The sequence below is a fragment of the Campylobacter sp. RM12637 genome, from assembly GCF_020137645.1.
Lineage (GTDB): Bacteria > Campylobacterota > Campylobacteria > Campylobacterales > Campylobacteraceae > Campylobacter_E.
This window is the reverse complement of the sequence record NZ_JACGAV010000010.1, coordinates 23,133-49,634: the sequence shown is the minus strand read 5'-3', so window position 1 is coordinate 49,634 and position 26,502 is coordinate 23,133. Positions and strand designations below refer to the sequence as shown.

Below are 26,502 nucleotides of genomic sequence, written 5' to 3'. Positions count from 1 at the left end.
AAACTAGAATTAAAGCTAAGTGATACTACTAATAGCAATAATGAACAAAATACCAATATACTAATCTTAAGTGAAATTTTCATTCTAAATCCTTTTAATTTTTTGTAAATAATAAATATATTAGATAAATTTTTATTAATTAAATTTTATTTTTTTTACATTTTTCATTCTTTTTAATTTGTATTAATTATTAAATAAGCAAAATTTGATTAAATCCTAAGAAAAAACCTAATGGAGGCAGTATGATTACAGGTGCAAAGATGATTTGTGAAGCTTTAAAGCTAGAAGGTGTTGAAGTAGTTTTTGGTTATCCTGGTGGAGCAGCTTTAAATATCTATGATGAATTATATAAACAAAATGATTTTAAACATGTTTTAGTTCGTCACGAACAAGGTGCAGCTCACGCAGCAGATGGCTATGCAAGGGCTAGTGGTAAAGTTGGAGTTGCTATTGTTACAAGTGGTCCAGGATTTACAAATACTTTAACAGGGATTGCTACAGCTTATGCTGATAGTATTCCTATGGTTTTAATTTCAGCTCAAGTTGCAAATTCGCTAATAGGAACTGATGCGTTCCAAGAAATTGATGCAGTTGGAATGAGTAGGCCTTGTGTAAAGCATTCTTATTTAGTAAAAACTATTGAAGAATTACCAAGAGTTTTAAAAGAAGCTTTTTTTATAGCAAGAAGTGGTCGTCCAGGGCCTGTTCATATTGATATTCCAAAGGATATTACAGCTATTAAAGGCGAATTTGTTTATCCTAGTGAAGTAAATATGAAAACATATAAGCCAACTTATAAAGGCAATCCAAGACAAATTAAGCGCCTAGCAAGTGCTTTAATGGAAGCTAAAAAACCACTTTTATATATAGGTGGTGGTTGTATTAGTTCAAATTCTAGCGAGGCTATCCGTAAATTTGTGGAAAAAACTAAAGTTCCTGCGGTTTGCACTTTAATGGGTTTAGGGGTATTAGAACACGATAATCCGTATAATCTAAGAATGGCAGGAATGCACGGAAGTTATAGAGCTAATATGGCTATGAGCGAATGTGATTTATTAATTTCATTAGGTGCTAGATTTGATGATAGAATTACAGGTAAAACTAGCGAGTTTGCAAAATTAGCAAAAATTGCTCATATTGATATTGACCCAACTTCAATTTCTAAAATCATTAAAGCTGATTTTCCTATAGTTGGAGATGTTGGTAGTGTTATTAGCGATCTTTTAGATGAGGTAAAAGAATTTGAATTTGATTTATCAACTTGGCATAGTGTTTTAGATAGACACGAGAGTTTATATCCATCATTTAGTTATGAAGATAGCGATGAAATCTTAAAACCACAATGGGTAATTAATGAATGTGCGAAAATTACTCCTAATGCAAATATTATTACCGATGTAGGGCAACACCAAATGTGGGTAGCACAATTTTTTAAATTCAATGAGCCAAGAAGACTTAGCACAAGTGGTGGTTTAGGAACTATGGGATATTCAATTCCTGCTGCTTTAGGAGTTGCATTTGCAAAAAATAATGAAGTAGTTCTTAATTTTGCTGGCGATGGTTCGTTTTTGATGAATATTCAAGAATTAATGACACTAACTGCAGAGCGTAAAAAAGTAATTAATATTATTTTAAATAATGCTTATTTAGGAATGGTTCGCCAATGGCAAACTAGATTTTATAATGAAAGATATTCAGAAACTAATCTTGAAGATGTGCAACCTGATTATGAAATGTTAGCAAGAAGTTTTGGCTGTGATAGCTTTAGAGTAAAGAGTAAAGATGAATTTATTAAAGCATATCATGAATGTTTAAAAAGCCCTAGAACTTGCGTGATTGATGTTGTTATTTCAAGATTTGAAGATGTTTTACCAATGGTTCCAGCAGGTGCTGCAATTTATAATATGATATTACCACAAAAATTAATCACAAAGGATAGCAAATGAGAAGGGCGTTAAGCGTTATTGTAGAAAACCAACACGGGGTTTTAAGTAGAGTAGTAGGGTTATTTTCTGGTCGTGGTTATAATATAGATAGCTTAACTGTTGCTCCTATTGCAGGGACAGAGTTTTCAAGAATTAATATAATTACAAGTGGAGATGAAGCTGTGTTTGAGCAAATTACTAAACAACTTCACAAATTAATTTCTACTTATAAAGTTTTTGAAGATTGCGAATTTGTTGAGCGTGAATGTGTTTTGGTAAAAATCAATATAGACCAAAATCTAGCTGGTCTTGATAGTTTATTAAAAGGCTATAATGGAACAATAGCTCACTCAAATGATGAATATATGACAATTTGCGTAAATGATACTAGCGATAGAGTGGATAATTTTTTAAAGACGATTAAAAAATACAATCCTAAAGATTGTGCTAGAAGCGGCGTTGTTTTGATGGAAAATTAATATGAAAAGTTTAAAAGAATTATGTGAAAATATAGGAATTAAAATAGAATTTGAAATGCAAATTTCAAATCTAAATTCCTTAGAAGATGCAAATGAAAACGAGCTTAGTTTTTGTATAAAAGAATGTGATGCTTTAAAAACTACTAAAGCAGGTGCAGTATTAATTAGTGAAAAATTAGCAAATCTTTTACCAACAAATGTAAAAGCAGTTATTTGCGAAGACCCAAAATATATTTTTGCATTGTTTAGTAAGGTATTTTCTAAGGATTTAATTAGAGTTGGTAAAGACGCAATTATAGGCGAAAATACAACAATAATGCCAAATGTTTATATAGGTAAAGATGTTAGCATAGGAAGTAATTGCACTATTTTAGCAGGTGCTTATATTGGCGATGGAGTTTGTATTAAAGATAATGTAATAATATACCCAAATGTTACAATTTACAATGATAGTGTAATAGGAAATCATTGTATAATTCATGCTGGAAGTGTTATTGGAAGCGATGGTTTTGGCTATGCAAGTAATAGCAAAGGACATTTTAAAATCTATCATAATGGTTATGTAGAATTACAAGATTTTGTTGAGATTGGTTCGTGCGTTTGTATTGATAGAGCAGTGTTTTCAAAAACACTTATAAAAACAGGCACTAAAATTGATAATTTAGTTCAAATAGGACATAATTGTGTTTTAGGTCAAGGTTGCTTAGTAGTATCTCAAACAGGACTTGCGGGTTCAAGTGAGCTTGGAAATGCTGTTGTAATGGGCGGTCAGAGTGCAACGAGTGGGCATTTAAAAATTGGCGATGGTGCTATTATTGCTGCTAGGGGCGGAGTTAGTAAAGATTTAGCTGGTGGCAAGGTTTATGGTGGATTTCCTATAATGGAGCAAGGTGAGTGGCTAAAAATGCAAGCAAAATTAAAAAGGATTAATAAATGAAGGCTGAACTAATTAGTTCAATTTTACTCAAAGGCACTCAAAGTGGCAAAATATCATTAGCTAATATTAAAAACCCTTATGGAGATGGTAGCAATGATGTTTTAAGCATAGCTGTGTGTTTAAAAGAAAATATTCCAGAATGGAAAGTTCATATTCCTTATGAAAATTTAGATGAATTAATAATAGCTTTACAATCAATTAGTGGCAAAAGGCAATAAAATTGATTAAAACCCATTTAAGAATTTTTGAAATAGTGCTAATACTTATGATGTTTAGCATAGTTTTTGTTTTTTCTATGGGTTTTTTTAACTATGGGGGACAAAAATCTCCTTATGGTTTTTTATTTTCTCAAACCCTTTTTGCGATTGTTGGAGTGCTTATTATTTTTACCTTTCAATTAATTAGCGAAAAGGCTTGTTATAGAATTTTATATGTTATTTTAGGTTGCAGTGTTTTAGCTTGTTTTGTCTTACCATTTTTACCTGCTTCGTTAGTTGTTGAAACTAAAGGAGCTAGAAGATGGATTAGGCTTTTTGGTTTTTCCATTGCACCATTAGAATTTGTAAAAATTTCTTTTATAGCTTTTTTGGCTTTTACATATTCAAGAAAGATTGATGAAAATAAAAGAAAATTTTTACAAGATTTGCGATTATTAGCTCCAACTATAGCTATATATTGTTTTATTTTTGGCTATGCTTATATTACTCAAAATGACTTAGGACAATGTGTTGTAACTGCTGTTACATTGTTTATTATGGCATTAGCTGCTGGGGTTAGGTTTAGAAATATTTTATATTTATTTTTAGCTGCAATTGCTGCTGGAATTTCATTAATAGCTTATAATCCTAGAAGACTTGAAAGAGGGCTTGAGTGGTGGGGTAGTATTCAAGATTTTGTTTTACCAATTTTCCCTGAAAGCATTCAAGAAAGTCTTAAAATAGCCCATTCAAGTGAGCCTTATCAAATATCACATAGTTTAAATGCTATTACAAATGGAGATTTATTAGGGCAAGGATTTGGATTAGGGGTTTTTAAATTAGGATTTTTAAGTGAGGTTCATACTGACTTTATCCTATCAGGCATTGCCGAAGAAATAGGATTTTTAGGATTTTTGTTTGTTTCTTTATTATTTGGTTTTTTAATAGCTTCGGTATTAAAATTATCAACTTATATGAAAAATAAGCAAAATTATTTGTTTTGTATAGGCTATGGTATTTGTATTATGGCTACTTTTTTAATGAATATTGGTGGAATTATTTCTTTAATTCCTTTAAAAGGAATTGCAGTGCCGTTTTTAAGCTACGGGGGTAGCTCTATGTTGGCTAATTCTATAGCTATTGGAATATTATTAAGTATTTTTAAAAATACAGGAGAAAATATTAATTTGGAAAATAAAGAATGATAGCAATTACTGGTGGTGGAACAGGCGGGCATTTAGCAGTAGCTAAAGCTGTGTCAAAAGAATTAGATGAGTTTGTTTATATAGGTAGCACTAAAGGACAAGATAGTTTATGGTTTGAAGGTAGCAATTGCTATTTTTTAAAAAGTAGTGGTTTCGTAAATCAAGGAATTTTAGGCAAGATTAAAGTTTTATTTTCTTTAATAGCTTTAGTATTTGAATGCCTTAAAATATTTAAAAAGCATAAAATTACTTGTGTTTTAAGCGTTGGTGGATATTCAAGTGTGCCTGCTAGTATAGCTGCAATTATTAGTTTTAAAGCACTAATAATTCACGAACAAAACTCAAAAATGGGTCTTGCAAATCGCCTTACAAAACCATTTGCTAAAAGGTTTTTTTCAGCTTATGAAAAAGAGTTTTGCCCTTACCCTGTGCAAGAAAAATTTGCACTCAATAAAAGAAAAAGAACCGAAATTAAAACGATTTTAATAATAGGTGGCTCTCAAGGAGCTAGATTTTTGAATGATTTTGCATTAGAGCTTTATCCTGAATTATTAAAATTAAATATTAAATTAATTCATCAATGTGGTGCTAAAGAGTATGATAAATACGAAAAAGCGTATGAGAAATACGAAATTAAACCAACACTAATAGGTTTTTCAAAAGAGATTGATAAATATATGCAAGAAGCTGATTTTGCTATTAGTAGAGCAGGTGCTAGTGCTAGTTTTGAGCTAATAAATATAGCTTTGCCAACACTTTTTGTGCCGTATAAATATGCTTATAAAAATCATCAATATTTTAATGCCTTGCATTTAGTAGAAAACAAACTAGCATTTATTTGTGAAGAAAAGAATTTAAATAAAGAATTTGTATTGAATTTGCTTAAAACAAATGCCTTAGAATACGCTAATAATTTATATGAATATGAAAATGTAAATGGTGCTAAATTCTTAGCAAATGTTTTAAAGGAATATTGATTTGAGCTTTTTTTCTGTTGAGTTTTTAATATTAATATTTATATTTTTCATTGTATTTAATTTGCTAGGCAAAAATAAGCAAAATGCTTTATTATTAGGGTTTAATATACTAATACTATATTTATTTAATCCTTATTGCTTATTAGTAGTGCTTGTTTTTAGCTTTTTTATTCATTTTTTTGCTTTGAGCGTTTATGTTAGAAATACTAAAAATATCTTTTATACTGCTATATTTTTTATAGTGTTAAATCTATGTATATTCAAATATTATTCAAGTATTAAAGATAGTGTTGATTATGTTCTAAGCTATTTTGATATTATGATTGCTGATATAATTTTTCCTTTAGGGCTTAGTTTTTATACTTTTAATGCAATTACTTATATTGTTTGGGTTTATAAAGAAAAACAAGAGCCAGTTGGTTATTTAACGCTTTTTACTTATCTTAGTTTTTTTGCTACTTTTGTTAGCGGTCCTATATTTAGATATGTTGATTTTATTAAGCAATTTAATACTTTAAAACGCTTTAAACACAAGGATTTAATACTAGCTAATTTATTGTTTGCTTTAGTAAAAGTATTTTTGATTTTACCTATTGTGGATAAGTATTTTTACGCATTTTTAAATGATTTAAATAATTTAAGTTTTTTAGGTTTATTAAATTGTTTTTACTTGTATTCAATCAAACTATATTTAGATTTTAGTGCTTATATTAATTTAGTTTCCGCATTTGCTTTAATGATTGGCTTTAAATTGCCTAAGAATTTTAATAATCCATTTAAAGCTAGAAACATTCAAGATTTTTGGAAAAGATGGCATATTAGTTTATCAAGTTTTATTCGTGATTATATTTATATTCCACTTGGTGGAAATAGGGTAAATAGAACAAGCTTAAATATTATTATTGCCTTTGTTATTTCGGGTATTTGGCACGGAAATTCGTATAATTTTGCTTTATGGGGTTTAGCTCACGCTTTAGGGCTGATTTTTATTTCTTTATTTTCTTATAGGTTTAATAAATTTGTAGCTTCATTTATAACTTTTACTTATATTAGCATTGTTTGGAGCTTTTTTTATTTTGTGAGTTTTGATGAGGTTAGAGAATATTTTTCATTTTTCTTGAAATTTAATTTCATTGATAAAAGAGAAATTTATATATTTTTAGTAGTATTTGTTTTATTTATAATTAATTTTTATTCTAAAAACCACTTAGCATTGGTTGTAAATATTTTAAGACATTTAAATATTTTTATAAAAATTATTGTAATTAATCTAGTTTTATTAATTGTGTTTATTTATATGCCAAGTGGAATTCCTAACTTTATATATGCAGGGTTTTAATGAGAGAATTTGTTTTAATAATTATTAGTTCAAGCATTATTTTTATTAGCTTATTTAACGACTCTTTAAAAGAATATTATGAAGTAAATTATCATAAAAATATAGATTTAGATTTTGCATTTTTTAAAAAAAGCAATGAATTTAAAGAATACCTAGAATACAATGTGTTTTTTACAAAGGTAAAAGAAATAAAACCACAAATAAGCAATGAAAACAATAATAAAATAAAGGTATTTCATAAATGCTATCTTGATACTTTATATATGATTAAGCTAATTGCTAAGCAAGAAATTCGCAATAATCAAAAATTAGTTTTAAGTAAAAATAATGGAGTAATTTTATTAGGCGATAGTTTAATGCAAGGTGTTGGGCTAAGTATATGCAATTCTTTAAAAAAACAAAATATTAAATGTGAGAATTTAGCAAAGCAAAGCACAGGATTACTTAGAAAAAAATACTATGATTATGCAAAGGTTTTAAAATCTTCTTTACAAGAAAGTGCAATTAAAAATGTAGTAATTTTAGTAGGTGTAAATGATTTATGGAATGCTAATGAAAACAACAAGGTATTAAAATTTGGCGATAGTGAATGGAAGAGTTTTTATACAAAAAGAATTGATGAACTTGTAAAAATTACAAGAGATTATAACGCTAATATTTTTTGGTATGAATTACCTGTAGTTAAAAACGATGAGCAAAATGAAAAAATAAAAATATTAAATGAAGTATTTTATGAATTGGCTAAAAAAAATAATTATCAATTCATAAAATTAGATTCTGTATTAACCGAGCATTTTGATTTTTATATCAAGATAGATGGCAAAAGCAAAAGGATTAGGTCAAATGATGGCATACACTTTACTCCACTTGGGTATGAGTTGATTTCACAAGATTTTTTTAAAACAGTTGAAATACAATGAGAATTATTATTTATCTTAGTATAGTTATATTTTTTTCATCTTGTAGTTATGTGGATAGTTTATTTATAAAAGAGATAAAAACAGATAAGATTTATAAATCCCCTAAAATATCTCAAAAAAGCCAAAATGAAATTCTTGTAAGCAAAGAAGCAAAAGTTAAAACAAATTTAGTTAATTTTCAGTCTGATAAACCAAAAGAAATCCAAGTAAAACCTAAAAGCAATCTTTTAATTCCTTATAAAAAAATAGCATTTATAGGAGATTCTCATTTAGCAAGTGATTATATTCCCGAATATTTTAGAAAGGCTTTAAATATTCACTCTTTAGGATTTGTTCCTGCGATTTTACCTAAATGGCACAATCAGTATTTAGCAGATTATAATAATTTAGGATTTAATGTAGAGTATTTGATAAATACAAAAACTAATTTAAGTTTTGGTGGAATTAATGCAAATTGCAATACAAAATGTGAAATTAATATAAATCTTAAATTCAAGGCTAATAATGTTGAGTATTTAGAATTTAAATCAGGAATTTGGAATATAAAAAATTATCAAAAAAATACAAATCAGATTAATTTTTCTACAACGGCAAATAAAATCGGTGGTTTTATTACTAATAATTCTAGTTATATTGATAATTTAGGTATTAATGGAGCTAGTATTTTTAATTATTCAAGAATAGATTATAACTTAGCTAAAAGTGTTGCTAAGAAATTAGATTATGATTTAATAATATTTTCTTTTGGCACAAATGAGAGTGTGTCAAATAAGATTAATCAAGAGAATTTCATTAATAACTATTTAAATATTATAGAACTTTTCAAAACAAAAAAATCAAAAATAATATTATTAATCCCGCCAGAACCAACATTATTTGTGAATAAAAACTATGTTAAAGGAGAGAATAATGCTTTAGTAAAAACTTTAATCAAACAAGTGGCAAAGACAAGTGGTGTTTATATTTTTGATATAGATAATTTAATGCAAAAAGAAGGGGGAAAAATTGCTTGGATAAATGATAAAAAATCATTAAAAAATACACATCTTACTAAGTCGGGCTATGAGTATGTAGCATTTAGGTTATTAGAGTTTTTAAAGATTACAAAGGAATAAAATGAAAGATGAATTAATATATAAATTAGAAGATAGGCCTCCGTTTGTGCGTGCTGTTTTAGCTGCACTTGTTCATTTATTAGCTATGTTTGTAGCAGTAATAACTCCTTCATTATTAATAGGAAAAGAATTAGGACTTAGCCCTGAAAATGCTACTAGGATTATTTCTATGTCATTATTTGCTAGTGGGGTGGCTGGATTTATTCAAATGATGACTTTAAAGGTTGGAAAATTTCAAATTGGTTCAGGTTTATTAAGTGTTCAAGGAACAAGCTTTAATTTCGTTTCAGCAATCATTACAGGTGGTTTGGTGCTAAGAAATCAAAACCTAAGTGATGCAGAGATTTTAGCAGCAATTTTTGGAACTCTTATGTTATGTAGTATCACTGAAATGCTAGTATCAATCAGTTTAAAATATGTAAAAAGAATTATTTCAAATCTAGTTTGTGGCATTGTTGTAATGATAATAGGTCTTACTTTAATTAGTGCAGGACTTATTAGTGCAGGTGGTGGATTTGCTAGTATGAGCAAGGATATTCCTGCGAATTTACAATTTGCAAGTTTAGAAAACTTAGCTTTAAGTGGAGTAGTATTATTATCAATTGTAGTATTTAACTCTTTTAAAAAGCCTATTTTTAGGGTTGGAGCTTTATTTTTCTCAATTATTATTGGTTTAATACTTGCTACATTTTTAGGTAGATTTGATTTAAGTAATGTGCATTCGGCTAATTTATTTATAGTTCCTGAACCATTATTTTATGGTCTTAGCATAGAAACTAGCCTAATTTTGCCATTTGCGATAATATTTTTAGTTACTTCACTAGAAACCATTGGCGATATTAGTGCTACAAGTGAGCTAAGTCATCAGCCAATGAAAGGCGAAATATACGAAAGAAGATTAAGGGGTGGGGTATTTGCTAATGGGTTTAACTCTTTAGTATCAGCATTTTTTAATACTTTTCCAAATTCTTGTTTTGGTCAAAACAACGCAGTAATTGCACTAAGCGGGGTTGCAAGTCGTTATGTTGGATATATTGTTTGTATTATGCTTATGATTTGTGGGATTTTTCCTATTGTTGCAGAGTTTGCTTTAAGAATACCTGAACCTGTAATTGGTGGTGCTATTTTAGTAATGTTTGGAACAATTGCTGCAACTGGAATTAAGATAATTTCAAGAGAAGAATTAAATAAGCGTTCTGTTATGATACTTTCAATTTCACTTGCTCTAGGTTTAGGAGTAAGCACTCAACCACTTATTTTAGAGCATTTACCTGATGTGTTTAAAAATCTATTTGGCTCAGCAGTTGCAACTGCAGGATTTAGTGCTATATTGCTTGAGATTTTATTACCTAAGGATAATAAATGAGAAAACTATTAATATTATTAATTCCTAGCTTTATTTTTGCTAGGATTTTAATTCAAGGTGCAATGCCTATTGAGATTGATACTTTAGTAAATGCTATGAGTGATAAAAAGGTAGTTAAAATAGGTAGCTATATATTTTATGAAGGCAAAATTAAAGGAAGAGATATTGTAGTATCAAGGACTTTAATAGGTCTTGTAAATGCTTCAGCAGCCACAACTTTAGGAATAACTTATTTTAAGCCTGATATTATTATAAATCAAGGCACAGCAGGTGCTATTGTAGAAGGTCTTAAATTAGGAGATATAGTTGTAGGAGATAGAATTTATAATGCAAATTCTTATAAAACTCCTAAGAGTTTATATACTATCAATCCTTTAGCAAAAGAGCCAATGATAGCTCCACTAACTTTGCTAGATACAAATAATGAAGATTTAAAAAATGAGTATTTTACAAGTGATGAAACTTTAGTAAATAAATTTATAAGCCTAGCTCCTAAAGGGGTTTTAAAGGTAAATATAGCTAGTGCTGATGCGTTTAATAAAGAAATCTTAATGCTTCATCTTTGGAATAAAACCTATAATGCAAGCGTTGAAGAGATGGAAAGTGTAGCTGCTGCTCAAGTTGCTAAAGCTTTTAATGTACCGTTTTTAGCTATTAGAATTGTATCTGATAATTTGATTGAAGATATTGATTATACTCCTAGTATTGCTATTAAATTACAAGAATTATTAATAAAGATTATTGATAAGTTTTGATATTTAATTTTTATCCTAGCAAAAACTAGGATAAAAATCTTTTTATATTTTAAAATATTTTATATGTTGTGTTAAGGTATTTGCAATTTCTTTTAAGCTATTTGCTGCGTGTGTGTTTTCTTGCATAGATTTATTGGTATTTTCAGAGCTTTTTGTGATACTTATCATATCGTTATTTAGGCTTTGAAGTTTTTCTACTTGTGCGTTAGCAGCGTTACTTACTTCATTAGCTTTTAATAATGAATCATTTGCTTGATGGCTGATTTGCTCTAAAATCAAATTAGCTTCATTAGCTAGTCTCATTCCGCTTTCTACTTGTGGAACTGCTGTTTGAATAGCATCAACCGTTGCTTGAGTTTCGCTTTGTATTATTGAAATCATATTTGATATTTCATTTGTTGCTGTGTCAGTTTTTTCTGCTAATTTTCTAATCTCATCAGCTACAACTGCAAATCCACGCCCATGCTCTCCTGCACGAGCTGCTTCAATTGCAGCATTTAATGCAAGAAGATTTGTTTGCTCTGTGATTTCTTTAATCAATTCTGCACTATTGCTAATTTCGGTTGAGTGTTTATCTAGCATTTTGATTTGCTCTGAAGAATAATGCACGGTTTCTGTGATTTTTTCTATTTCTTTAATTGTAGTTCTCATAGAATTAATTCCATTATTTGATAATTCAACCGTTTTTTGAGAATTTTCTTTAGTTTGATTTGCTATATTTAATACATCTTGCATAGCTATTCTAGCATTGTTTATATTTTCTAAAGATTCTCTTGATTTGTTTTGTTGTTCGTTTGATAATTTACTAGCATTATTTGAAGCATTTGTTACTTCTTTTGCACTATTTTCTAATTCTTTTGAAGAATGAATTACTTCTCCTACAATATCTTTTAATTTATTTTCCATTTCTTTTAAAGCATATAGCATACTATCTTTATACTTAGTATCAATTTTAGTATCTAAATTCCCGTGTGATATGCTAATTACTGCTTTAACTGCGTCTTTTACTTCTCCACCAAGTGAGCTAATAATCAATCTTGTTATATAAAGTGCTAAGAAAATCGCTACTAAAAATGCAACTATGCTAATTGCTATACTACTACTTAAAAAGCTGCTAATTGTCCCTCTTGCTTGTTTTGTTAATGCTTGATTTTTTGCTTCTTGATAATCAATAAATTCATTAATAACATTTAGCCAAGTAACAAAACTATCTCTTGCTTGAGATAATAATATTTCGTGAGCTTTATTTGTATCATTATTGTTTTTATATTGAATTATTTCTTTTATTAAAGGAAGAGTTTTTGCTTCTACGCCTTTAATTTTTTCTAAAATCAATCTATCTTTATCATCTACCAAATTAGCATTTGCAAATATTTTTGCCATATTATTAGCTGCTACATTGTAATTGTTTTCTAATTTATCAATTAAAGATATAGCATTATTTATCTCGTTTTTATCACTTAATAAAACAACATCTCTAATAGCTATTGCTCTATCATGCACACTACCTCTAAAATCAACTGCATACCTTTGTTTTACAGCATTTACATCGCTAATTTCATTTAAATCATTATTTACGCTATTAATTTTAATATATCCGCTAAAAAATATGATTAAAATAAATGCAAGAATACTAGCAAAACCAATGAATAATTGAGCTTTTAAAGAAAGATTTTTCCCTAACATTTTATTTCCTTTTAAATTAAATTTATTTTATTATAATAAAAATTATTAATTAGCAAAATAAAAATTAGAAAAATTATAATGATAATTTAATATATGAATTAATTAAGTTTAATTTAAGCATATAAACTAGGAATTTTAGTTGAAATTCATATATTTAATAGCGTTAAAATCAATATCTTATGATGATTTTTATATTTTAAAATTAAAAGAATTTAAATTAGGAATTAATTGCATAAGCCTTTTAATTAATAGCTTTTGTGTGTTAAGGTGCTTAAATCTATTTTTTTTAAAGGTTTTTTGATAATTTCAATTTTAGTTTAATGATTTTAATTAATTTAGCAAGATAGCTTATGGATTAGGTTTTTGTTTTATACCAAAATTGACCTAATCCCATTATAAGTCCTTTTTAATTTTTAAAAGTTATTTTAATTTTAATAGCTATTTAGTCTATTTATTTTATCTAAATGTGCTCTATAGAGTTCTATGTACATTTTCGTTAAATTTATATTTTTATGTACATCACTATATAAATCCACATATGCTAGGTAAGCTTCTCGATTATTTTCATGATTTATATCGTATTTTTCCCTGCGTTTATCTAATTCTGCGATTAGACTTGCTCTTTTTTTAACAATTTTATCATGTAAAGCTACTATTTTTTTATAATCTGCTTCAGATCCTTTTGTTGAATATATTTTTGTGTGTATATTGTCAGCTTCTATTGCAATTGGCGTATCTTCCTCAATAGTTTTTGTAACAATTTTTTTTAATTGTTCATAGTTCATTTTAGAATAATCTACAGTTTTAGATGCATCATTCTTTTTTACTGTTTTAGTAGTGTTAGCTGTTGTATCAGCATTTAATGTTGGAGTTGTTAAGGCAATCATTGCCATAGTTGTTAAACTTAATAATTTTTTCATTGTTTTTTCCTTTCAAAATAGTTTTTTTAATTTTTAGATTTTTTATATTTTTTAGTTTTAAAATAAATTATTTAGATAGCATCGTAATTTTTATGCATATTTAACTCCTTTAATGAAATAAAATTTATTGTAATACCCCCCCCCATTAATAAAAGTTAATAAGATTAATTAGATAGTTTAAAAATAAGTTTTTTTATGTGAATTAAATATTAAATGTCGTTATAAGGCAAAATATTATATTTTGTGCTTAATCAAAATAATTACTAGCTTGTAATTTAAATTAAAAAAATTATTTAATAGAATATGGATTTTCCTAATTTATAGCTAAATTAGGAAAATTTATTAATTAGATAGTATCTCCGTTAAAGATTGAGTTTTTAACAACTACATAATCAACTTTTCTAATATCACGAAGTTCTTTTCCACCTGCATAAGAAATTGAGCTTTGCAAATCTTCTCTCATTTCATTTAAGGTATCAAAAATATTTCCCCTAAATGGAACATACATTTTTTTACCTTCTACATTTTTACGCTCACCTTTTTGAAATTCACTTGCTGAGCCATAATATTCTTTCATTTTTTTGCCATCAATTTCTATGGTTTTTCCAGGACTTTGCTCGTGTCCGCTAAATAATGAGCCTATCATTACAAAAGTAGCTCCAAAACGAATTGATTTTGCTATATCTCCGTGATTTCTAATACCACCATCAGCAATTATTGGCTTTTTAGCACTTTTAGCACACCAGCGAAGTGCTGCAAGCTGCCAACCACCAGTTCCAAAACCGGTTTTAAGCTTAGTAATACACACCTTACCAGGTCCAATACCAACCTTAGTTGCATCAGCTCCAGCATTTTCTAAATCCCTAACAGCTTCAGGAGTTCCGACATTTCCTGCTATTACAAAGCTAGTTTTTAATGTGCTTTTAATGTATTTAATCATTTTAATTACATTGTCGCTATGTCCGTGAGCAATATCAATTGTAATATATTCAGGATATAGCTCATTTGCTTTTAATTCATCAATAAATTCGTATTCTTTTTGAGTAATGCCAACAGAAATTGACGCAAAAAGCCCTAATTCTTGCATTTTTTTTACAAAGTCTAATCTTTTTTCAGGCTCAAATCTATGCATAATGTAAAAATAATCACTTCTAGCAAATGAAATCGCTAATTCTTCATCAATGATTGTTTGCATATTTGCAGGAACTACAGGTAGTTTAAAAGTTCTATTACCAAGCCTTACGCTAGTATCGCATTCGCTTCTTGAATTGATTATACATTTTGCAGGGATTAATTGCACGTCTTCATAATCAAATACTAATAAATTATTTAACATCTCATCTCCTTAAATTAAAGAACTGATTTTATCTTATAAACAATTAATAAAAACTTGATTTTAAAAGTAAAAATACTTTACGGAATTTAAATCCGGATTTTCACCGGAATTATTTTTTAGCTATCGCTTCTATTTCTATTCTTGATGCTTTTGGTAATGCTGCTACTGCAAATGCACTTCTAGCAGGGAAAGGCTCTTTAAAAAACTCAGCATAAGCTTCATTAACTGCTGCAAAATCATTTATATCAGCTAATAAAACCATTGTTTTTATAACATTATTCATATCTAAACCTTGCTCGTTTAAGATAGCTTTTATATTTCTTAAACTTTGTCTTGTAAGCTCTTTAATATCGCCTTTTACAAACTCTCCTGTACTAGGGTCAATTGGTAGCTGACCACTAACAAATACTAAATCATCTGATTTACCACACACACTATAAGGTCCAATAGCCTTTGGATAATTCATTTTTTCTCCTTTTTTGAAAAATTTTGCAAAAATATTAGCAAAAAAATATTAAAAATTATTAAAACTATAAAAAATAGTTATAATTAAGGATTTTTTAATAATTTTTTTGCAAAAATTATAAAAATTAATAAAAAAATCTTAAAAAAGGAGAAAAAATGAGAAAATTTTTAGATGAGAATTTAATCTCTAGAAAAAATACAGATTGTTTAAAATGGGATAAATTGCAAGAACGTTTCGGTGATTCTGATTTACTTGCAATGTGGGTTGCTGATATGGAATTTTCTGCTCCAAAAGCAGTTTTAGATGGACTTTCAGCAAGAATACAACATGGGGCTTTTGGTTATGCTTACACTACAAATGAATATTATGATGAGTTTATTCTTTGGATGAAAGATATTCATAATGTAGAATTAAAAAGGGATTGGATTAGATTTAATTTTGGTGTAGTAAATAGTATATATCAATTAGTGAATTTATTTACAAAAGAAAATGATAGTATTTTAATAATGGCTCCTGTATATTATCCATTTTGGAATAGTATAAGAGATAATAATAGAAAAATAGTTGCAAACGAGCTTGTTTATAATAATAAAACAGGTGAATTTAGTATTGATTTTAATTTGCTTGAAGAAGATATTAAAAACAATAATGTAAAAATGGTTATTTTTTGCTCTCCTCATAATCCTGCAGGTAGAATTTGGAGTAAAGAAGAATTAAAAAAATGTTTTGATTTATTTAAAAAATATAATGTTTTAATTATAAGTGATGAAATTCATCAAGATTTACAAATTAGTGATAAGAAATTTATCTCTGCATTAGCACTAGATAACGCTAAAGATTATTTTGATAGCTTAATAGTTTTAAATGCTGCATCAAAAACATTTAATCTAGCTTGTTTGCTAAACTCTCACATAATAATTCCTGATGAAAAATTAAGAAAAAGCTACGATAATTTTGCTAAAAAATACAATCAAATTGAAACAAATATATTAGGTTTATTGGCTACTCAATTAGCTTATAAACATGGTAGAGAATGGAGAAAAGGACTTTTAAATGTTTTAAAACATAATTATAATTATTTAAAGGAAGAATTAAGTAAAAATGATAAAACTAAAAATATTATAATAACTCCTTTAGAGGGTACTTATTTGACTCTACTTAATTTAAATCCTGTAGTAAACAAGGAAAGAACAAAAGAATTTATTCAAGATGATTGTAAAATTGCTATTGATTTTGGTGAATGGTTTGGTGCAAACTATAAAGGCTTTGTAAGAATCAATTTAGCAACTGATCCTAAATACATAAAAGAATGTGTAAATAGAATGATTGATAATTTAAGTAAGAAAGATTATAGGTGATTGTTATGGAAATTTTAAAAAATTATAAATCGTCTTTTATTTTATTAGGGGCTATTTTATTAGGTTCTTTAATAGGTAATGCTATGGGAGAAGGAGCTAAAATTTTTGAGCCTATCGCTAATTTATTTTTAAATCTTCTTTATTGTTTAGTAGTTCCTATGATTTTTATATCATTAGTTAGTTCAATAACTAATGCTCAAAGTAATTCAAAGTTAGGAAAAATAATATTTGTTATGATGGTTATTTTTGCTTTAAGTGAAATTATAGCTGCATTATTTATGTTATTTTTTACTCAATTTTATGAAGTTGCTAATACATATAATTTTGGTACTGCTAGTGAATTTAGCAAAGGCAATAGTGATTTCTTATCAATGTTTAGTGTTGGTAATTTTTATGAATTATTTTCAAGGTCAAATCTTACAGCACTAATTGTATTTAGTTTAATTTTTGGCGTTGCATTATTAAAATTAAAAGATACTTCAGATATTGTAATTAATTTCTTTGCACAGTTAAATGAAGTTATTGTAAAGATGGTTTCTTTTGTAATGTTTTTTGCACCACTTGGATTGGGTTGTTTTTTTGCAGTTCTGATTGGAACTAGCAAAGGTATGGTAACTGCAGATTTATCAAAAGCAATATTTGTATATTTTATAGCTGCGATTATTTATTATTTTATTTCTAATTTCATTCTTGCATATTTAGCAGGAGGATTTAGTGGGACTAAAAAATATTTTAAATATATAATTACTCCAACATTGGTTTCTCTTGGAACATGCTCAAGTGCAGCTACTATTCCTTCAAATTTAATTGCAGGAAAAAATATAGGAATTAGCGATGAAGTTAAAAATTTAGTTGTTCCTTTTGGTTGTAATTTACATAAAAGTGGAGCAGTATTAATTACTATATTGAAAATTACTTTTATGTGTTCTGTATTCGGTGTAGATTTATTTACTTTTGATAATTTAATTACGGCAATCTTTGTTTCTGTATTAGCTTCAAGTGTTATGGGTGCAATACCTGCAGGTGGATATGTTGGAGAGATATTTATAATTAGTGCATTTGGATTTCCACCAGAAGCAATACCGGTTATGGTTTTAATAGGAACTATAACAGATGCACCAGCAACTGCTATAAATGCTACAAATGATGTAAGTGCAGCTATGCTGGTAGATAAAATAGTTAATAAAACTAAATTTTAATAAGCCCTAAAATAGGGCTTATAATTACTTTACGCAACTATAATTTACAAAACATTTACCGAGGGCTTTATGAATCAACAAACAAGAACAGAATATATAAAATTAGTGCATTTTTTAGCACAAGCTTTAGGCAAGGATTATGAAATAGTTTTGCACGATATAAATGATGATGGAATGAGTATTGCAGAAATTGCTAATAATCACATAAGCGGAAGAAGTATTAATTCTCCTATTACAGGATTTGCACTTGAGCTTGTTAATAAAAAGATTTATGAAGAAAGAGATTTTTTAAGCAATTATAAAGCAAGTGCAGGTGGAAAAAATATAAGAGGTAGCACATTTTTTATCAAAGAAGGCAATAAATTAAGTGGAATGCTATGTATAAACTACGATAAAAGTAGAATGGAAAATATAGCAGCACAATTATTAGGTAGTGATATACCTGTAGAAGAAGCTGCTTATGAAGAAGTTTTGAGCCTTGATTTAAATGAGCTAATTCAAGAATTAACAGGGCTTAGCGTAAATGAGCTAAAAAATACTAATCTAAAACCAAAACAAAGACAAATAATAGTAGATAAAATCTATGAAAAAGGTATTTTTAATATAAAAGGCTCAATTACAGAAATAGCTAATCTTTTAAACCTTTCAGAATCAAGCATATATCGTTGTATAAACAAATCTAAACAAAAATTTTAATCAAGCATAAACGCTTGATTAAATTAAATTCCATTAGTATTTAGTGCTAAAATCTCAATAGTAATTAATATTAAAGGTATTTTTATGAAAGTAATTTTTGGCCCAGTTAATTCAAGAAGATTTAAAAAATCTTTGGGTATAGATTTAAGCCCTAATGAGAAATGCTGTAATTTTGATTGTTTATATTGTGAGCTTGGAAAAGCTAAATTAAAATATGAAAATAATTCAAATTTAAGTGTTGAATATATAATAAATGAGCTAAAAGAAGCTTTGAAAATACATAAAGATTGCGATTATATAAGCATTAGTGCAAATGGCGAACCTACTTTATATCCATATTTAGATGAATTGATTATAAAAATAAATGAAGTTAAAAAGAATGCAAAATCATTAATTTTGAGTAATGCAAGCACAATTTTTGATAAAAATATTCAAAAGGCATTATTAAATCTTGATAGCGTTAAATTAAGCATTGATAGTGTAAATCCTAAGGTATTTCGCAAAATTGATAGGACAAATATAGATATAAATAAAATAGTTCAAGGTATAAAAGAATTTAGTCAAATTTATAAAGGTGAGTTGATTTTAGAATGCTTGGTTTTAGATGGTATTAATGATGATGAAAAGGATTTTATTGCTTTAAATGATATTTTAAAGGATATTAAAGCAACTAGACTTGATTTAGGAACTATTGATAGACCGAGTGATTATAATGTAAAGGCTGCAAGTTTTGAGAAGTTAAGTAAATTGGCTAGTTTGATAACTAATATAAAAGTTAATATTATGAGTAGAAATACTAATATAAATAAATATGATGATTTGCTTAAAACTATTAGTTTAAGACCATTAAGTTCACAAGAAATTGATGAAAAAGATATAAAAATGTTAGATGAATTAGTAGATAAAAATATAATAAAATGTGTGAAAATAAATGATATTAATTTTTATAAATTAAACAAATCAAATTCTAATTAATATAAAAGCTATTGTGATTAATTTGCTTATTTTAAGTGTATTTATAAACTAAGTGCGAATGAAATAAAAAGGGCTTGATTTTAACATTAAGCTTTGTTATATCAATATTAAAATTATTTAAAAAATATTCATACAAAAGCGAATAGTTAGAATTATTCATATAAATACAAATAATATTCTCATCATCTTCTATTAGTAAAGTATCATAAAATCTTTGATTATTTAAAGTAAAAATTTTATAAATATTTTTAAAAAATACTAAAAGTATAAAATTACAAACACTCATAAAAATATAAAATATACTCAAAAAATTATTTAATTTATATAATTGTTGTTTGCTTTGAATATTAAGGCAGGTTTTATAGATTTTAGCATTTTTAAATATATTGTTTTTTCTTTCTCATTAAGCTCATCTCTTTGCCTACAACTATGATTAATACAATAAATAAAATCCTTATGAAAATATATAATATTAGGTTTTTTAAACTTATAATGTAAATATCGCTCATCAAAATATGCAGCAATAATAAATAAATTAATACTAGAAACCTTCATAGAAAAATTACCAATATACATAAAAACACAAAAGCAAATAAACAAAGCGCTAGAATGAACTAAGCTAGTAATATAAGCGTTTTTATCTTTTAAATAAAATAAAGGCGTAAAATTACTAGAAGTTAAATATTCGCTCAAATTTTCTCCTTATTAAACTTTTCTTCTATAAGCTGTGATTGCGATTTTTGTAAAATCACCCCTTATATTATCATCATCTATTAGATTTGTAATGACTGCTTTATATGTTTTATTCTCAGGTACAAAATAAATTCTAGAATGTCTTTGTACCATTCTGACTTCTTCACCTTTAATATTCATAATTGAACTACCTATTACGTATGTATCATCATTTGGTGTAGCGACTTTATCAAATACTAATATCTCATTACCATCTTTAGTAAGCTCATATATTTTAATATCAAGTGCAAGTGGATAATAAGGATTATCTCGTATATTATCTACTATTTTTTTGTCATATAAATTAACTATACGATAATCCTTATTGCCTATTTTACCATAGCAAAAATACGTAGGATAAAAAACATAAAACCCTAAATGTTTTCCTATATCTTTTCTTTGTGGTTTAAAGATTATTTCAATTTTAGATCCTTTTTCGCTTAAATTAAATAAAGTATATATAGGAGTTTTTGGTATTTTATCTTTATGAACAAATTCAAAAGCATTTAAACTAAAAACTAGCATAAGTAATAAAGAAATTTTTTTAAGCATTTAAACTCCTTTATTTTTTCATATCATAACATTATTTAAGAATATTTCTTGGTTTGTAAATGTGTTTAAAAGTTAAAATATGATTTTAAATTCTTAGAATTTAAAATGGATAATTAAATATTTTTTATTGTTTAACATTTGCCTTTATTAGGAGTTTTATAAGTTGAATATTTGTAAAATTTTAATACAGATTATTTCAACTCATTTTTTCTCCTTTTTTAGATTTATTTCACAGCCAAAAATTTTAAATTTATTACATCTATCAATAGTTTTTTCTGAATATGGTTGATAAATTACATTAGATACCATATCTAAAATATCAATAAAAGTTATACTATAATAATTGTCATATCTAATATGATTTAAATTATTAAAATTATGATAATTTAAAATATAATCACTACCCTTATACTCTATAATAAAAGTTTCTTTTGCTTCTTCGTAATATTTATTTGATATTTTCATCTTATTAGATTTTTTTAAAAGCTTTAATAAATCCTTATTTTTAATAGGGTGATTGCAAAAATCTTTTTCTATAAACAATATATTTCCAAATTCTCCTGATAAAGCTAAGTAATTTTTATCATTTAAAATTACATCACTTATAGTTATACTTTTATGTTTTTCTATGTATTTTTTACCTTTAATTTTACTTATAATATAAAGTTCGCCATTTTTATCAACTTCTATAAAACGATAATTAACATTATCATTGCTATCATTTGAACTATAATCTTTTATATACTTATAAACTTTTCTATCAAGCCCTAAATCCCAGCAGTATTTAAGAGTGTCTTTTACTTCTTGGCTTGCGTAAGGCTTAGCATCTATAATTTTTGGCTTTATTTTTATATCCTTATATCTAAAAAAATCTTGCCAAAAATTATTTAGTTTTGGTAATTTTCTACATTTTTCTGGCTCATCAATAAATTGTCCATGCTCATATCGCATATAGTTATATTTATTGCATTCTATTGAGTTTTCTTGAATTATTTTTATATGTTCTATTAATTCTTTAGGATAGGTTTTTGAGTTTTCAAGACTAGTGCTAAGCTCTTTTATTCTAGTTTTATAAGAATTTATAATGCAATTATTATCATCTTTACAATTACTAATGTTTTTTAAAAATTCATCTTGGTCTTGCTTTATCTCTTTTGTAATATAAGGAAAGCTTTTATAAATGCTATCTAGCTCTATTTTTAACTTATTTATTTGATATGAATAAATATTTGTAATTAGTAAAATCATTAATATTTTAAACATAACTCTCCTTTATTTTTTATATCATAGCATTATTTAAGAATATTTCTTGGTTTATAAATGTGTTTAAAAGTTAAAATATGATTTTTAAATTCTTAGAATTTAAAATGGATAATTAAATATTTTTAATACTTTTAATGTGTTTTTATGAATATGAGTAGTTATAGTGAAATTAAGCTAGGAAAACCTAGCTTAATTTTTTAATGTAGTTCTTTCCAGATTGCGTTTTTCCAAGCATAAGCTAATATTGCTAATAATGCAAAATAAGCCATTATTTTGTATCCTAAATCTTCGCGTTCAGCTTTTTTACTATCTCCAACGCTAGTTAAATAAGCAACAACATCATTTTGAGCTTGTTCGTTAAGTCCAACTCTAGGCATCGCAGTTCCTGGAAGTTGTTTTTGAGTATCGTTTATAAATTTATGTAAATACTCATCTCCTTTAGCACGAATTATTATTGATAAATCAGGTGGCGTTGAACCCATATAATCTTTTAAATCTCCGCCATTTACTTTAGCAATAAAACCATCATATTTAACATCATGACATCTTCCGCAAGCTTCTTCAAAGATAACTTTTTTGTTCTCAAAATTAATTTTTGCAACTTTTTCGCTATCGCTTAATTTACTTGCATTTATTTCATTAGCAATTTTTGCTTTTTTTGCTTCAAGAGCAGCTTTTCCGATACTATTTAAATATCCTACTATATTAGCAACTGATTGAGCATTTTCATCACTTATACTGCCATCATCTTCTAAAAATGCTGTCATCATAGGGTGTGGATTTTCATCATTATATTTTTTGTTATTTTTCATAGCAAGTGCAGGATTAAGAGAAATTGCCATTAAGAATTTACTATCATAAATAGCTCCTGCTGTGCTTAAATCAGGATAAATAATACCTTGAGCGCTAATTCCATCATCAGCAGCTACTAATTCATCAAATTCAACTCTATGACAGCTAGCACAATTAGCTTCAAAATCAGCCTTTCCAGCTTCAACATCAGTTTTTAAACTAGCTATTTTATCAACATTAGCCCAAAGTTTTTTAGTATCTTCTAATTTTTTTGTAGCAAAATCAATATCATCTTTTTTACCACTTTCATTAGCTTTTTTTAATTCAACTTCAGCTTGAGCTATATCGCCTGCTTTAAAATCAAAATTAACTTCGCTAGTATGTTCGTGCATTTGTGAATGAGCGTAAGGCTCAACTCCCCAATAAACAATACCTGTGAATATAACTAATATTGCAAATATTTTTAACTCTTTCATTACTTAGCCTTTCTTTCCATAAGAGTAATTACTGGTAAAACTACTATTAATAATGCTAAAAATGTAACAGAAGCAATAGTTGCTATTGTATTATTAATTCCAACAGGAGGTAATTTACCATAAATAGTAAGAACAATCATATCAATTACTAATAGCCAAAACCATACAAAAAATGCTCCACGCTTATGTGCAGGCGCTACTACATTTGAGCGGTCTAGGAATGGTAATACAAAGAAAATTACTTGAGCTATACCAAAGCAAGCAAGACCAACTTCATAAGAAAATCCTCTTAAGATTTCATAACTCCATAAGAAATACCATTCAGGATAAATATGTGGTGGAGTTTTAAGTGCATTTGCTGGTTCAAAGTTAATTGGATCCATAGCAAAATCATAGTGAAAGCATACTAGATAAAAATAGAAAATCATAAATAAGCAAACATAAAAAATATCTTTACATAAGAAATCAGGCCAAAACGATATAACTTTCGCTTCTTTTTTCTTGCCAGCTAAATATTTTTCAGCTTCTAAATCAAAATCAATTTCTTCAGCAATTTCGTTATTTACATGTGGAAATCTTAAAGCATAAAAGTGAATTGCAACAAATGCAATAACAACTATTGGCAATAAGCAAACATGTAGCATAAAAAATCTATTTAATGTAGCATCTCCAACAGCGTAATCACCTCTAATCCATTCAACTAATTCAGGTCCTATGAAAGGAATACCACCAAAAAGATTAGTAATAACCATAGCAGCCCAATAGCTCATTTGTCCCCAAGGTAGCATATAACCACTAAATGCTTCAGCAGAGAATAATACGAATAATACCATACCGCTTATCCAAATGATTTCACGACCTTTTTTATAAGAGCCATAATAAATACCTGTTAATAAGTGTATATACATTACTAAAAATACTACCGACGCAGCAACCCCGTGCATATGTCTCCATAGCCAACCATATTCAACTTCTTGCATAATAGTTTTATTTACACTATCAAAAGCAAGTGCAACATCAGGTTTATAATACATTACAAGTAAAAGTCCTGTAATAAATAGTATTGCAAACATAGTAAGTAAAATTACTCCCATTGCCCATAAAAAGTTAATTTTCTTAGGAATCCAGTATTGTGTCATCATAACTTGCATAAATTTTTTGATAGCAAGTCTTTGATCTAGCCAATCAACAATTCCATTTGATTTTTCAAAATGTGCCATGATTAAGCCTTTCCTACATTTTTCATAATTTCTTCATACTCTTTGCCAACTTCTCCTAAAACTAATTTAGTTCCATCAATTGAAAAAGGTGGAATTTCAAGTGGTTTAGGAGGTGGTCCTGACATATTTTTTCCGCTTACATTAAATTTTCCACCATGACAGGCACAAACAAATTCTTTATCAGCTGAATGATATGCTGGAATACAACCTAAATGAGTGCATAGTCCAATTACTACCGTATATCTTGCATCTCCTGCTATTATATCTGTATTGCTTTGTTCCATATCACTTGATTTTTTTAGAATGAATATTGGTTTTTTTCTCCATTCAACAGTTCTTAGCTCTCCATCAGCTAAAGGCGATAAATCAACGGTTGTAAAACCTGCTGCTTTTACACTAGGAAGTGGATCCCAAGTTTTTTTCATACCCACTAGTGTAAAAACACCACCAACAGCCGCAGCAGCGCCTAATGTAAAGCCCATAAAGCTTCTTCTACTAGCCATACTTATCCTTTCATAAAATTTGAAAATAAATAGCTAGTTTAGTGAAAATTGGGTAAATATTACAAGAGTATATTATTATTAATAGTTTTGGAATATTATTTGCTATGGGATTTTTGCATTTTAATTTAAGGAGAGAAAATGGAATTTTATAAATCTAAACCATTGATTGTAAGTGCCTTAGCCGGTAGAGATTTAAGAAATAAATTAATTAGCTCAAACATAGCTAATATTGATACTCCTTTTTATAAATCAAGAGATATTGATTTTGAAACAGCCTTAAACGAAAATGCAAATAAACTTTACAAAACTACACAAAATGCACAAATTGCAGCTACAAATTTTATGCATTTTGGAAAAGGTATGAGTAATAAACTAGCAGTTACTAATGAAAGGCATTTACAACCATTAGAATTTGAAAATAGCGAAAATGGAACTATTTTTGCTAGAGATGGACATTTGCAAAGAAATGATGCAAATACCGTTGATTTAGATGTAGAAACAAGTGAATTAAGCAAAAACGCAATTATGATTAGTGCGCTTGATTCTGTGCTAAAAAAACAAAGTGAAGTTGTAAGAACTATAATTGAGAGTAGTTCTAAATTAAGTTAAGGGATAATTTATGGCATTTTTAAGCGATTTTGATATTAGTGGATATGGACTAAGCGCTCAAAGATTTAGAATGAATTTAATTAGCTCAAATATAGCTAATGCAAATACTACTAGAACAAATGAAGGTGGTCCTTATAGAAGGCAAGATGTAGTATTTAAAGCCGTTAATTTTGATGATGTTTTAAATGAAGAAATTAATTCTAAAAATAGTTTTTTTGAGTATGAAAATCCTTTAAATGACCCTGTAAATTTTCCTGAAGCAAAGCCTGCTGTTATGGGTGTAGTAGTAGATAAAGTAGTAAGAGATGATAAGGATTTTATATTAAAATACGAGCCAAATCATCCCGATGCAAATGCTAAAGGATATGTAGCATATCCTAATATAAATCCTGTTGTAGAAATGAGTAATTTAATTGAGGCAACAAGGGCTTATCAAGCAAATGTGGCAGCATTTACAAGTGCTAAAACAATAGCTCAAAGTGCTATTGATTTATTAAGATAGGA

27 protein-coding genes are annotated in these 26,502 nt (G+C 27.4%); 17 read left to right on the top strand and 10 right to left on the bottom strand.

Annotated features, from left to right (window positions below; genetic code table 11):
• Positions 1 to 242: 242 nt before the first annotated feature.
• From AVBRAN12637_RS06430 to AVBRAN12637_RS06380, 11 genes are read left to right on the top strand one after another with little or no spacing between them, the layout of a single operon-like run.
• Entirely contained in the window at positions 243 to 1,946 is a 1,704-nt protein-coding gene (locus AVBRAN12637_RS06430) for an acetolactate synthase large subunit (RefSeq protein ID WP_214149784.1), read from the top strand.
• Entirely contained in the window at positions 1,943 to 2,404 is a 462-nt protein-coding gene (gene ilvN, locus AVBRAN12637_RS06425; RefSeq protein ID WP_214117892.1) for an acetolactate synthase small subunit, read from the top strand. The genes AVBRAN12637_RS06430 and ilvN overlap by 4 nt, the downstream gene beginning before the upstream one ends.
• 1 nt (position 2,405) lies before the next feature.
• Positions 2,406 to 3,341, top strand: a complete 936-nt coding sequence (gene lpxD, locus AVBRAN12637_RS06420) for a UDP-3-O-(3-hydroxymyristoyl)glucosamine N-acyltransferase (protein WP_336614035.1) — start codon at positions 2,406 to 2,408, stop codon at positions 3,339 to 3,341.
• Complete coding sequence (locus AVBRAN12637_RS06415; RefSeq protein WP_214117890.1) at positions 3,338 to 3,559, top strand: hypothetical protein; 222 nt, start codon at positions 3,338 to 3,340, stop codon at positions 3,557 to 3,559. The genes lpxD and AVBRAN12637_RS06415 overlap by 4 nt, the downstream gene beginning before the upstream one ends.
• Before the next feature lie 2 nt (positions 3,560 to 3,561).
• Positions 3,562 to 4,743: an FtsW/RodA/SpoVE family cell cycle protein gene (locus tag AVBRAN12637_RS06410; protein WP_336615530.1), complete on the top strand. Its 1,182-nt coding sequence runs from the start codon at positions 3,562 to 3,564 to the stop codon at positions 4,741 to 4,743.
• The gene (locus AVBRAN12637_RS06405; protein WP_214149782.1) at positions 4,740 to 5,720 is read left to right on the top strand and encodes a UDP-N-acetylglucosamine--N-acetylmuramyl-(pentapeptide) pyrophosphoryl-undecaprenol N-acetylglucosamine transferase; all 981 of its coding nucleotides are present in this window, start codon (positions 4,740 to 4,742) and stop codon (positions 5,718 to 5,720) included. Before AVBRAN12637_RS06410 ends, AVBRAN12637_RS06405 begins: the two co-directional genes overlap by 4 nt.
• Before the next feature lies 1 nt (position 5,721).
• Positions 5,722 to 7,059, top strand: coding sequence for an MBOAT family O-acyltransferase (locus AVBRAN12637_RS06400; RefSeq protein ID WP_336607304.1), 1,338 nt, complete (start codon positions 5,722 to 5,724; stop codon positions 7,057 to 7,059).
• Positions 7,059 to 7,979, top strand: coding sequence for a DUF459 domain-containing protein (locus tag AVBRAN12637_RS06395; RefSeq protein WP_214149780.1), 921 nt, complete (start codon positions 7,059 to 7,061; stop codon positions 7,977 to 7,979). The genes AVBRAN12637_RS06400 and AVBRAN12637_RS06395 overlap by 1 nt, the downstream gene beginning before the upstream one ends.
• Positions 7,976 to 9,094, top strand: a complete 1,119-nt coding sequence (locus tag AVBRAN12637_RS06390; protein WP_336615529.1) for a GDSL-type esterase/lipase family protein — start codon at positions 7,976 to 7,978, stop codon at positions 9,092 to 9,094. The genes AVBRAN12637_RS06395 and AVBRAN12637_RS06390 overlap by 4 nt, the downstream gene beginning before the upstream one ends.
• Before the next feature lies 1 nt (position 9,095).
• Positions 9,096 to 10,460, top strand: a complete 1,365-nt coding sequence (locus AVBRAN12637_RS06385; RefSeq protein WP_214117884.1) for a uracil-xanthine permease family protein — start codon at positions 9,096 to 9,098, stop codon at positions 10,458 to 10,460.
• Positions 10,457 to 11,215: a 5'-methylthioadenosine/S-adenosylhomocysteine nucleosidase gene (locus AVBRAN12637_RS06380; RefSeq protein ID WP_336615528.1), complete on the top strand. Its 759-nt coding sequence runs from the start codon at positions 10,457 to 10,459 to the stop codon at positions 11,213 to 11,215. The genes AVBRAN12637_RS06385 and AVBRAN12637_RS06380 overlap by 4 nt, the downstream gene beginning before the upstream one ends.
• Positions 11,216 to 11,257: 42 nt before the next feature.
• Here the strand turns inward: AVBRAN12637_RS06380 and AVBRAN12637_RS06375 are convergent, their stop codons facing one another.
• From AVBRAN12637_RS06375 to AVBRAN12637_RS06360, 4 genes are all read right to left on the bottom strand, one after another.
• Positions 11,258 to 12,901, bottom strand: a complete 1,644-nt coding sequence (locus tag AVBRAN12637_RS06375) for a methyl-accepting chemotaxis protein (RefSeq protein ID WP_214117882.1) — start codon at positions 12,899 to 12,901, stop codon at positions 11,258 to 11,260.
• Positions 12,902 to 13,332: 431 nt separating this feature from the next.
• Positions 13,333 to 13,821 carry a hypothetical protein gene (locus AVBRAN12637_RS06370; RefSeq protein ID WP_336615527.1) on the bottom strand — a complete coding sequence of 163 codons (489 nt, stop codon included), beginning with the start codon at positions 13,819 to 13,821 and terminating at the stop codon, positions 13,333 to 13,335.
• Between the two features lie 346 nt (positions 13,822 to 14,167).
• Positions 14,168 to 15,157, bottom strand: a complete 990-nt coding sequence (locus AVBRAN12637_RS06365; RefSeq protein WP_214117880.1) for a GMP reductase — start codon at positions 15,155 to 15,157, stop codon at positions 14,168 to 14,170.
• A 109-nt stretch (positions 15,158 to 15,266) separates the two neighbouring features.
• Entirely contained in the window at positions 15,267 to 15,623 is a 357-nt protein-coding gene (locus tag AVBRAN12637_RS06360) for a RidA family protein (RefSeq protein WP_214117879.1), read from the bottom strand.
• A gap of 155 nt (positions 15,624 to 15,778) precedes the next feature.
• Between AVBRAN12637_RS06360 and AVBRAN12637_RS06355 the strand changes: the two genes are divergently transcribed.
• The 4 genes from AVBRAN12637_RS06355 (at position 15,779) to AVBRAN12637_RS06340 (ending at position 19,851) form a co-directional block, all read left to right on the top strand.
• Positions 15,779 to 16,981, top strand: a complete 1,203-nt coding sequence (locus AVBRAN12637_RS06355) for a MalY/PatB family protein (protein WP_336607310.1) — start codon at positions 15,779 to 15,781, stop codon at positions 16,979 to 16,981.
• Between the two features lie 5 nt (positions 16,982 to 16,986).
• On the top strand, positions 16,987 to 18,180 hold the full coding sequence (locus tag AVBRAN12637_RS06350) for a dicarboxylate/amino acid:cation symporter (RefSeq protein ID WP_336607311.1): 1,194 nt from the start codon (positions 16,987 to 16,989) through the stop codon (positions 18,178 to 18,180).
• A gap of 69 nt (positions 18,181 to 18,249) precedes the next feature.
• Positions 18,250 to 18,876 (top strand): helix-turn-helix transcriptional regulator, encoded by a 627-nt coding sequence (locus AVBRAN12637_RS06345; RefSeq protein WP_214117868.1) that lies wholly within the window; start codon positions 18,250 to 18,252, stop codon positions 18,874 to 18,876.
• Positions 18,877 to 18,960: 84 nt separating this feature from the next.
• Positions 18,961 to 19,851: a radical SAM protein gene (locus tag AVBRAN12637_RS06340; protein WP_336615526.1), complete on the top strand. Its 891-nt coding sequence runs from the start codon at positions 18,961 to 18,963 to the stop codon at positions 19,849 to 19,851.
• A gap of 315 nt (positions 19,852 to 20,166) precedes the next feature.
• Here the strand turns inward: AVBRAN12637_RS06340 and AVBRAN12637_RS06335 are convergent, their stop codons facing one another.
• From AVBRAN12637_RS06335 to AVBRAN12637_RS06310, 6 genes are all read right to left on the bottom strand, one after another.
• Positions 20,167 to 20,544 carry a hypothetical protein gene (locus AVBRAN12637_RS06335; RefSeq protein ID WP_336608609.1) on the bottom strand — a complete coding sequence of 126 codons (378 nt, stop codon included), beginning with the start codon at positions 20,542 to 20,544 and terminating at the stop codon, positions 20,167 to 20,169.
• Between the two features lie 12 nt (positions 20,545 to 20,556).
• Positions 20,557 to 21,135 (bottom strand): hypothetical protein, encoded by a 579-nt coding sequence (locus AVBRAN12637_RS06330; RefSeq protein ID WP_336615525.1) that lies wholly within the window; start codon positions 21,133 to 21,135, stop codon positions 20,557 to 20,559.
• Positions 21,136 to 21,336: 201 nt separating this feature from the next.
• Entirely contained in the window at positions 21,337 to 22,398 is a 1,062-nt protein-coding gene (locus tag AVBRAN12637_RS06325; protein WP_336615524.1) for a hypothetical protein, read from the bottom strand.
• A 197-nt stretch (positions 22,399 to 22,595) separates the two neighbouring features.
• Positions 22,596 to 23,666, bottom strand: coding sequence for a c-type cytochrome (locus AVBRAN12637_RS06320; RefSeq protein ID WP_336608612.1), 1,071 nt, complete (start codon positions 23,664 to 23,666; stop codon positions 22,596 to 22,598).
• Entirely contained in the window at positions 23,666 to 24,886 is a 1,221-nt protein-coding gene (locus tag AVBRAN12637_RS06315; RefSeq protein ID WP_214142682.1) for a cytochrome b, read from the bottom strand. The genes AVBRAN12637_RS06320 and AVBRAN12637_RS06315 overlap by 1 nt, the downstream gene beginning before the upstream one ends.
• 2 nt (positions 24,887 to 24,888) lie before the next feature.
• A complete protein-coding gene (locus AVBRAN12637_RS06310; protein WP_214117862.1) occupies positions 24,889 to 25,389 on the bottom strand; it encodes a Rieske 2Fe-2S domain-containing protein in 501 nt (166 codons plus the stop codon).
• Positions 25,390 to 25,527: 138 nt separating this feature from the next.
• Between AVBRAN12637_RS06310 and AVBRAN12637_RS06305 the strand changes: the two genes are divergently transcribed.
• Both AVBRAN12637_RS06305 and flgC read left to right on the top strand, forming a co-directional pair.
• A complete protein-coding gene (locus tag AVBRAN12637_RS06305; RefSeq protein WP_214117861.1) occupies positions 25,528 to 25,998 on the top strand; it encodes a flagellar basal body rod protein FlgB in 471 nt (156 codons plus the stop codon).
• A gap of 10 nt (positions 25,999 to 26,008) precedes the next feature.
• Positions 26,009 to 26,500: a flagellar basal body rod protein FlgC gene (gene flgC, locus AVBRAN12637_RS06300; RefSeq protein WP_214117860.1), complete on the top strand. Its 492-nt coding sequence runs from the start codon at positions 26,009 to 26,011 to the stop codon at positions 26,498 to 26,500.
• The last annotated feature ends 2 nt before the right edge of the window (positions 26,501 to 26,502 follow it).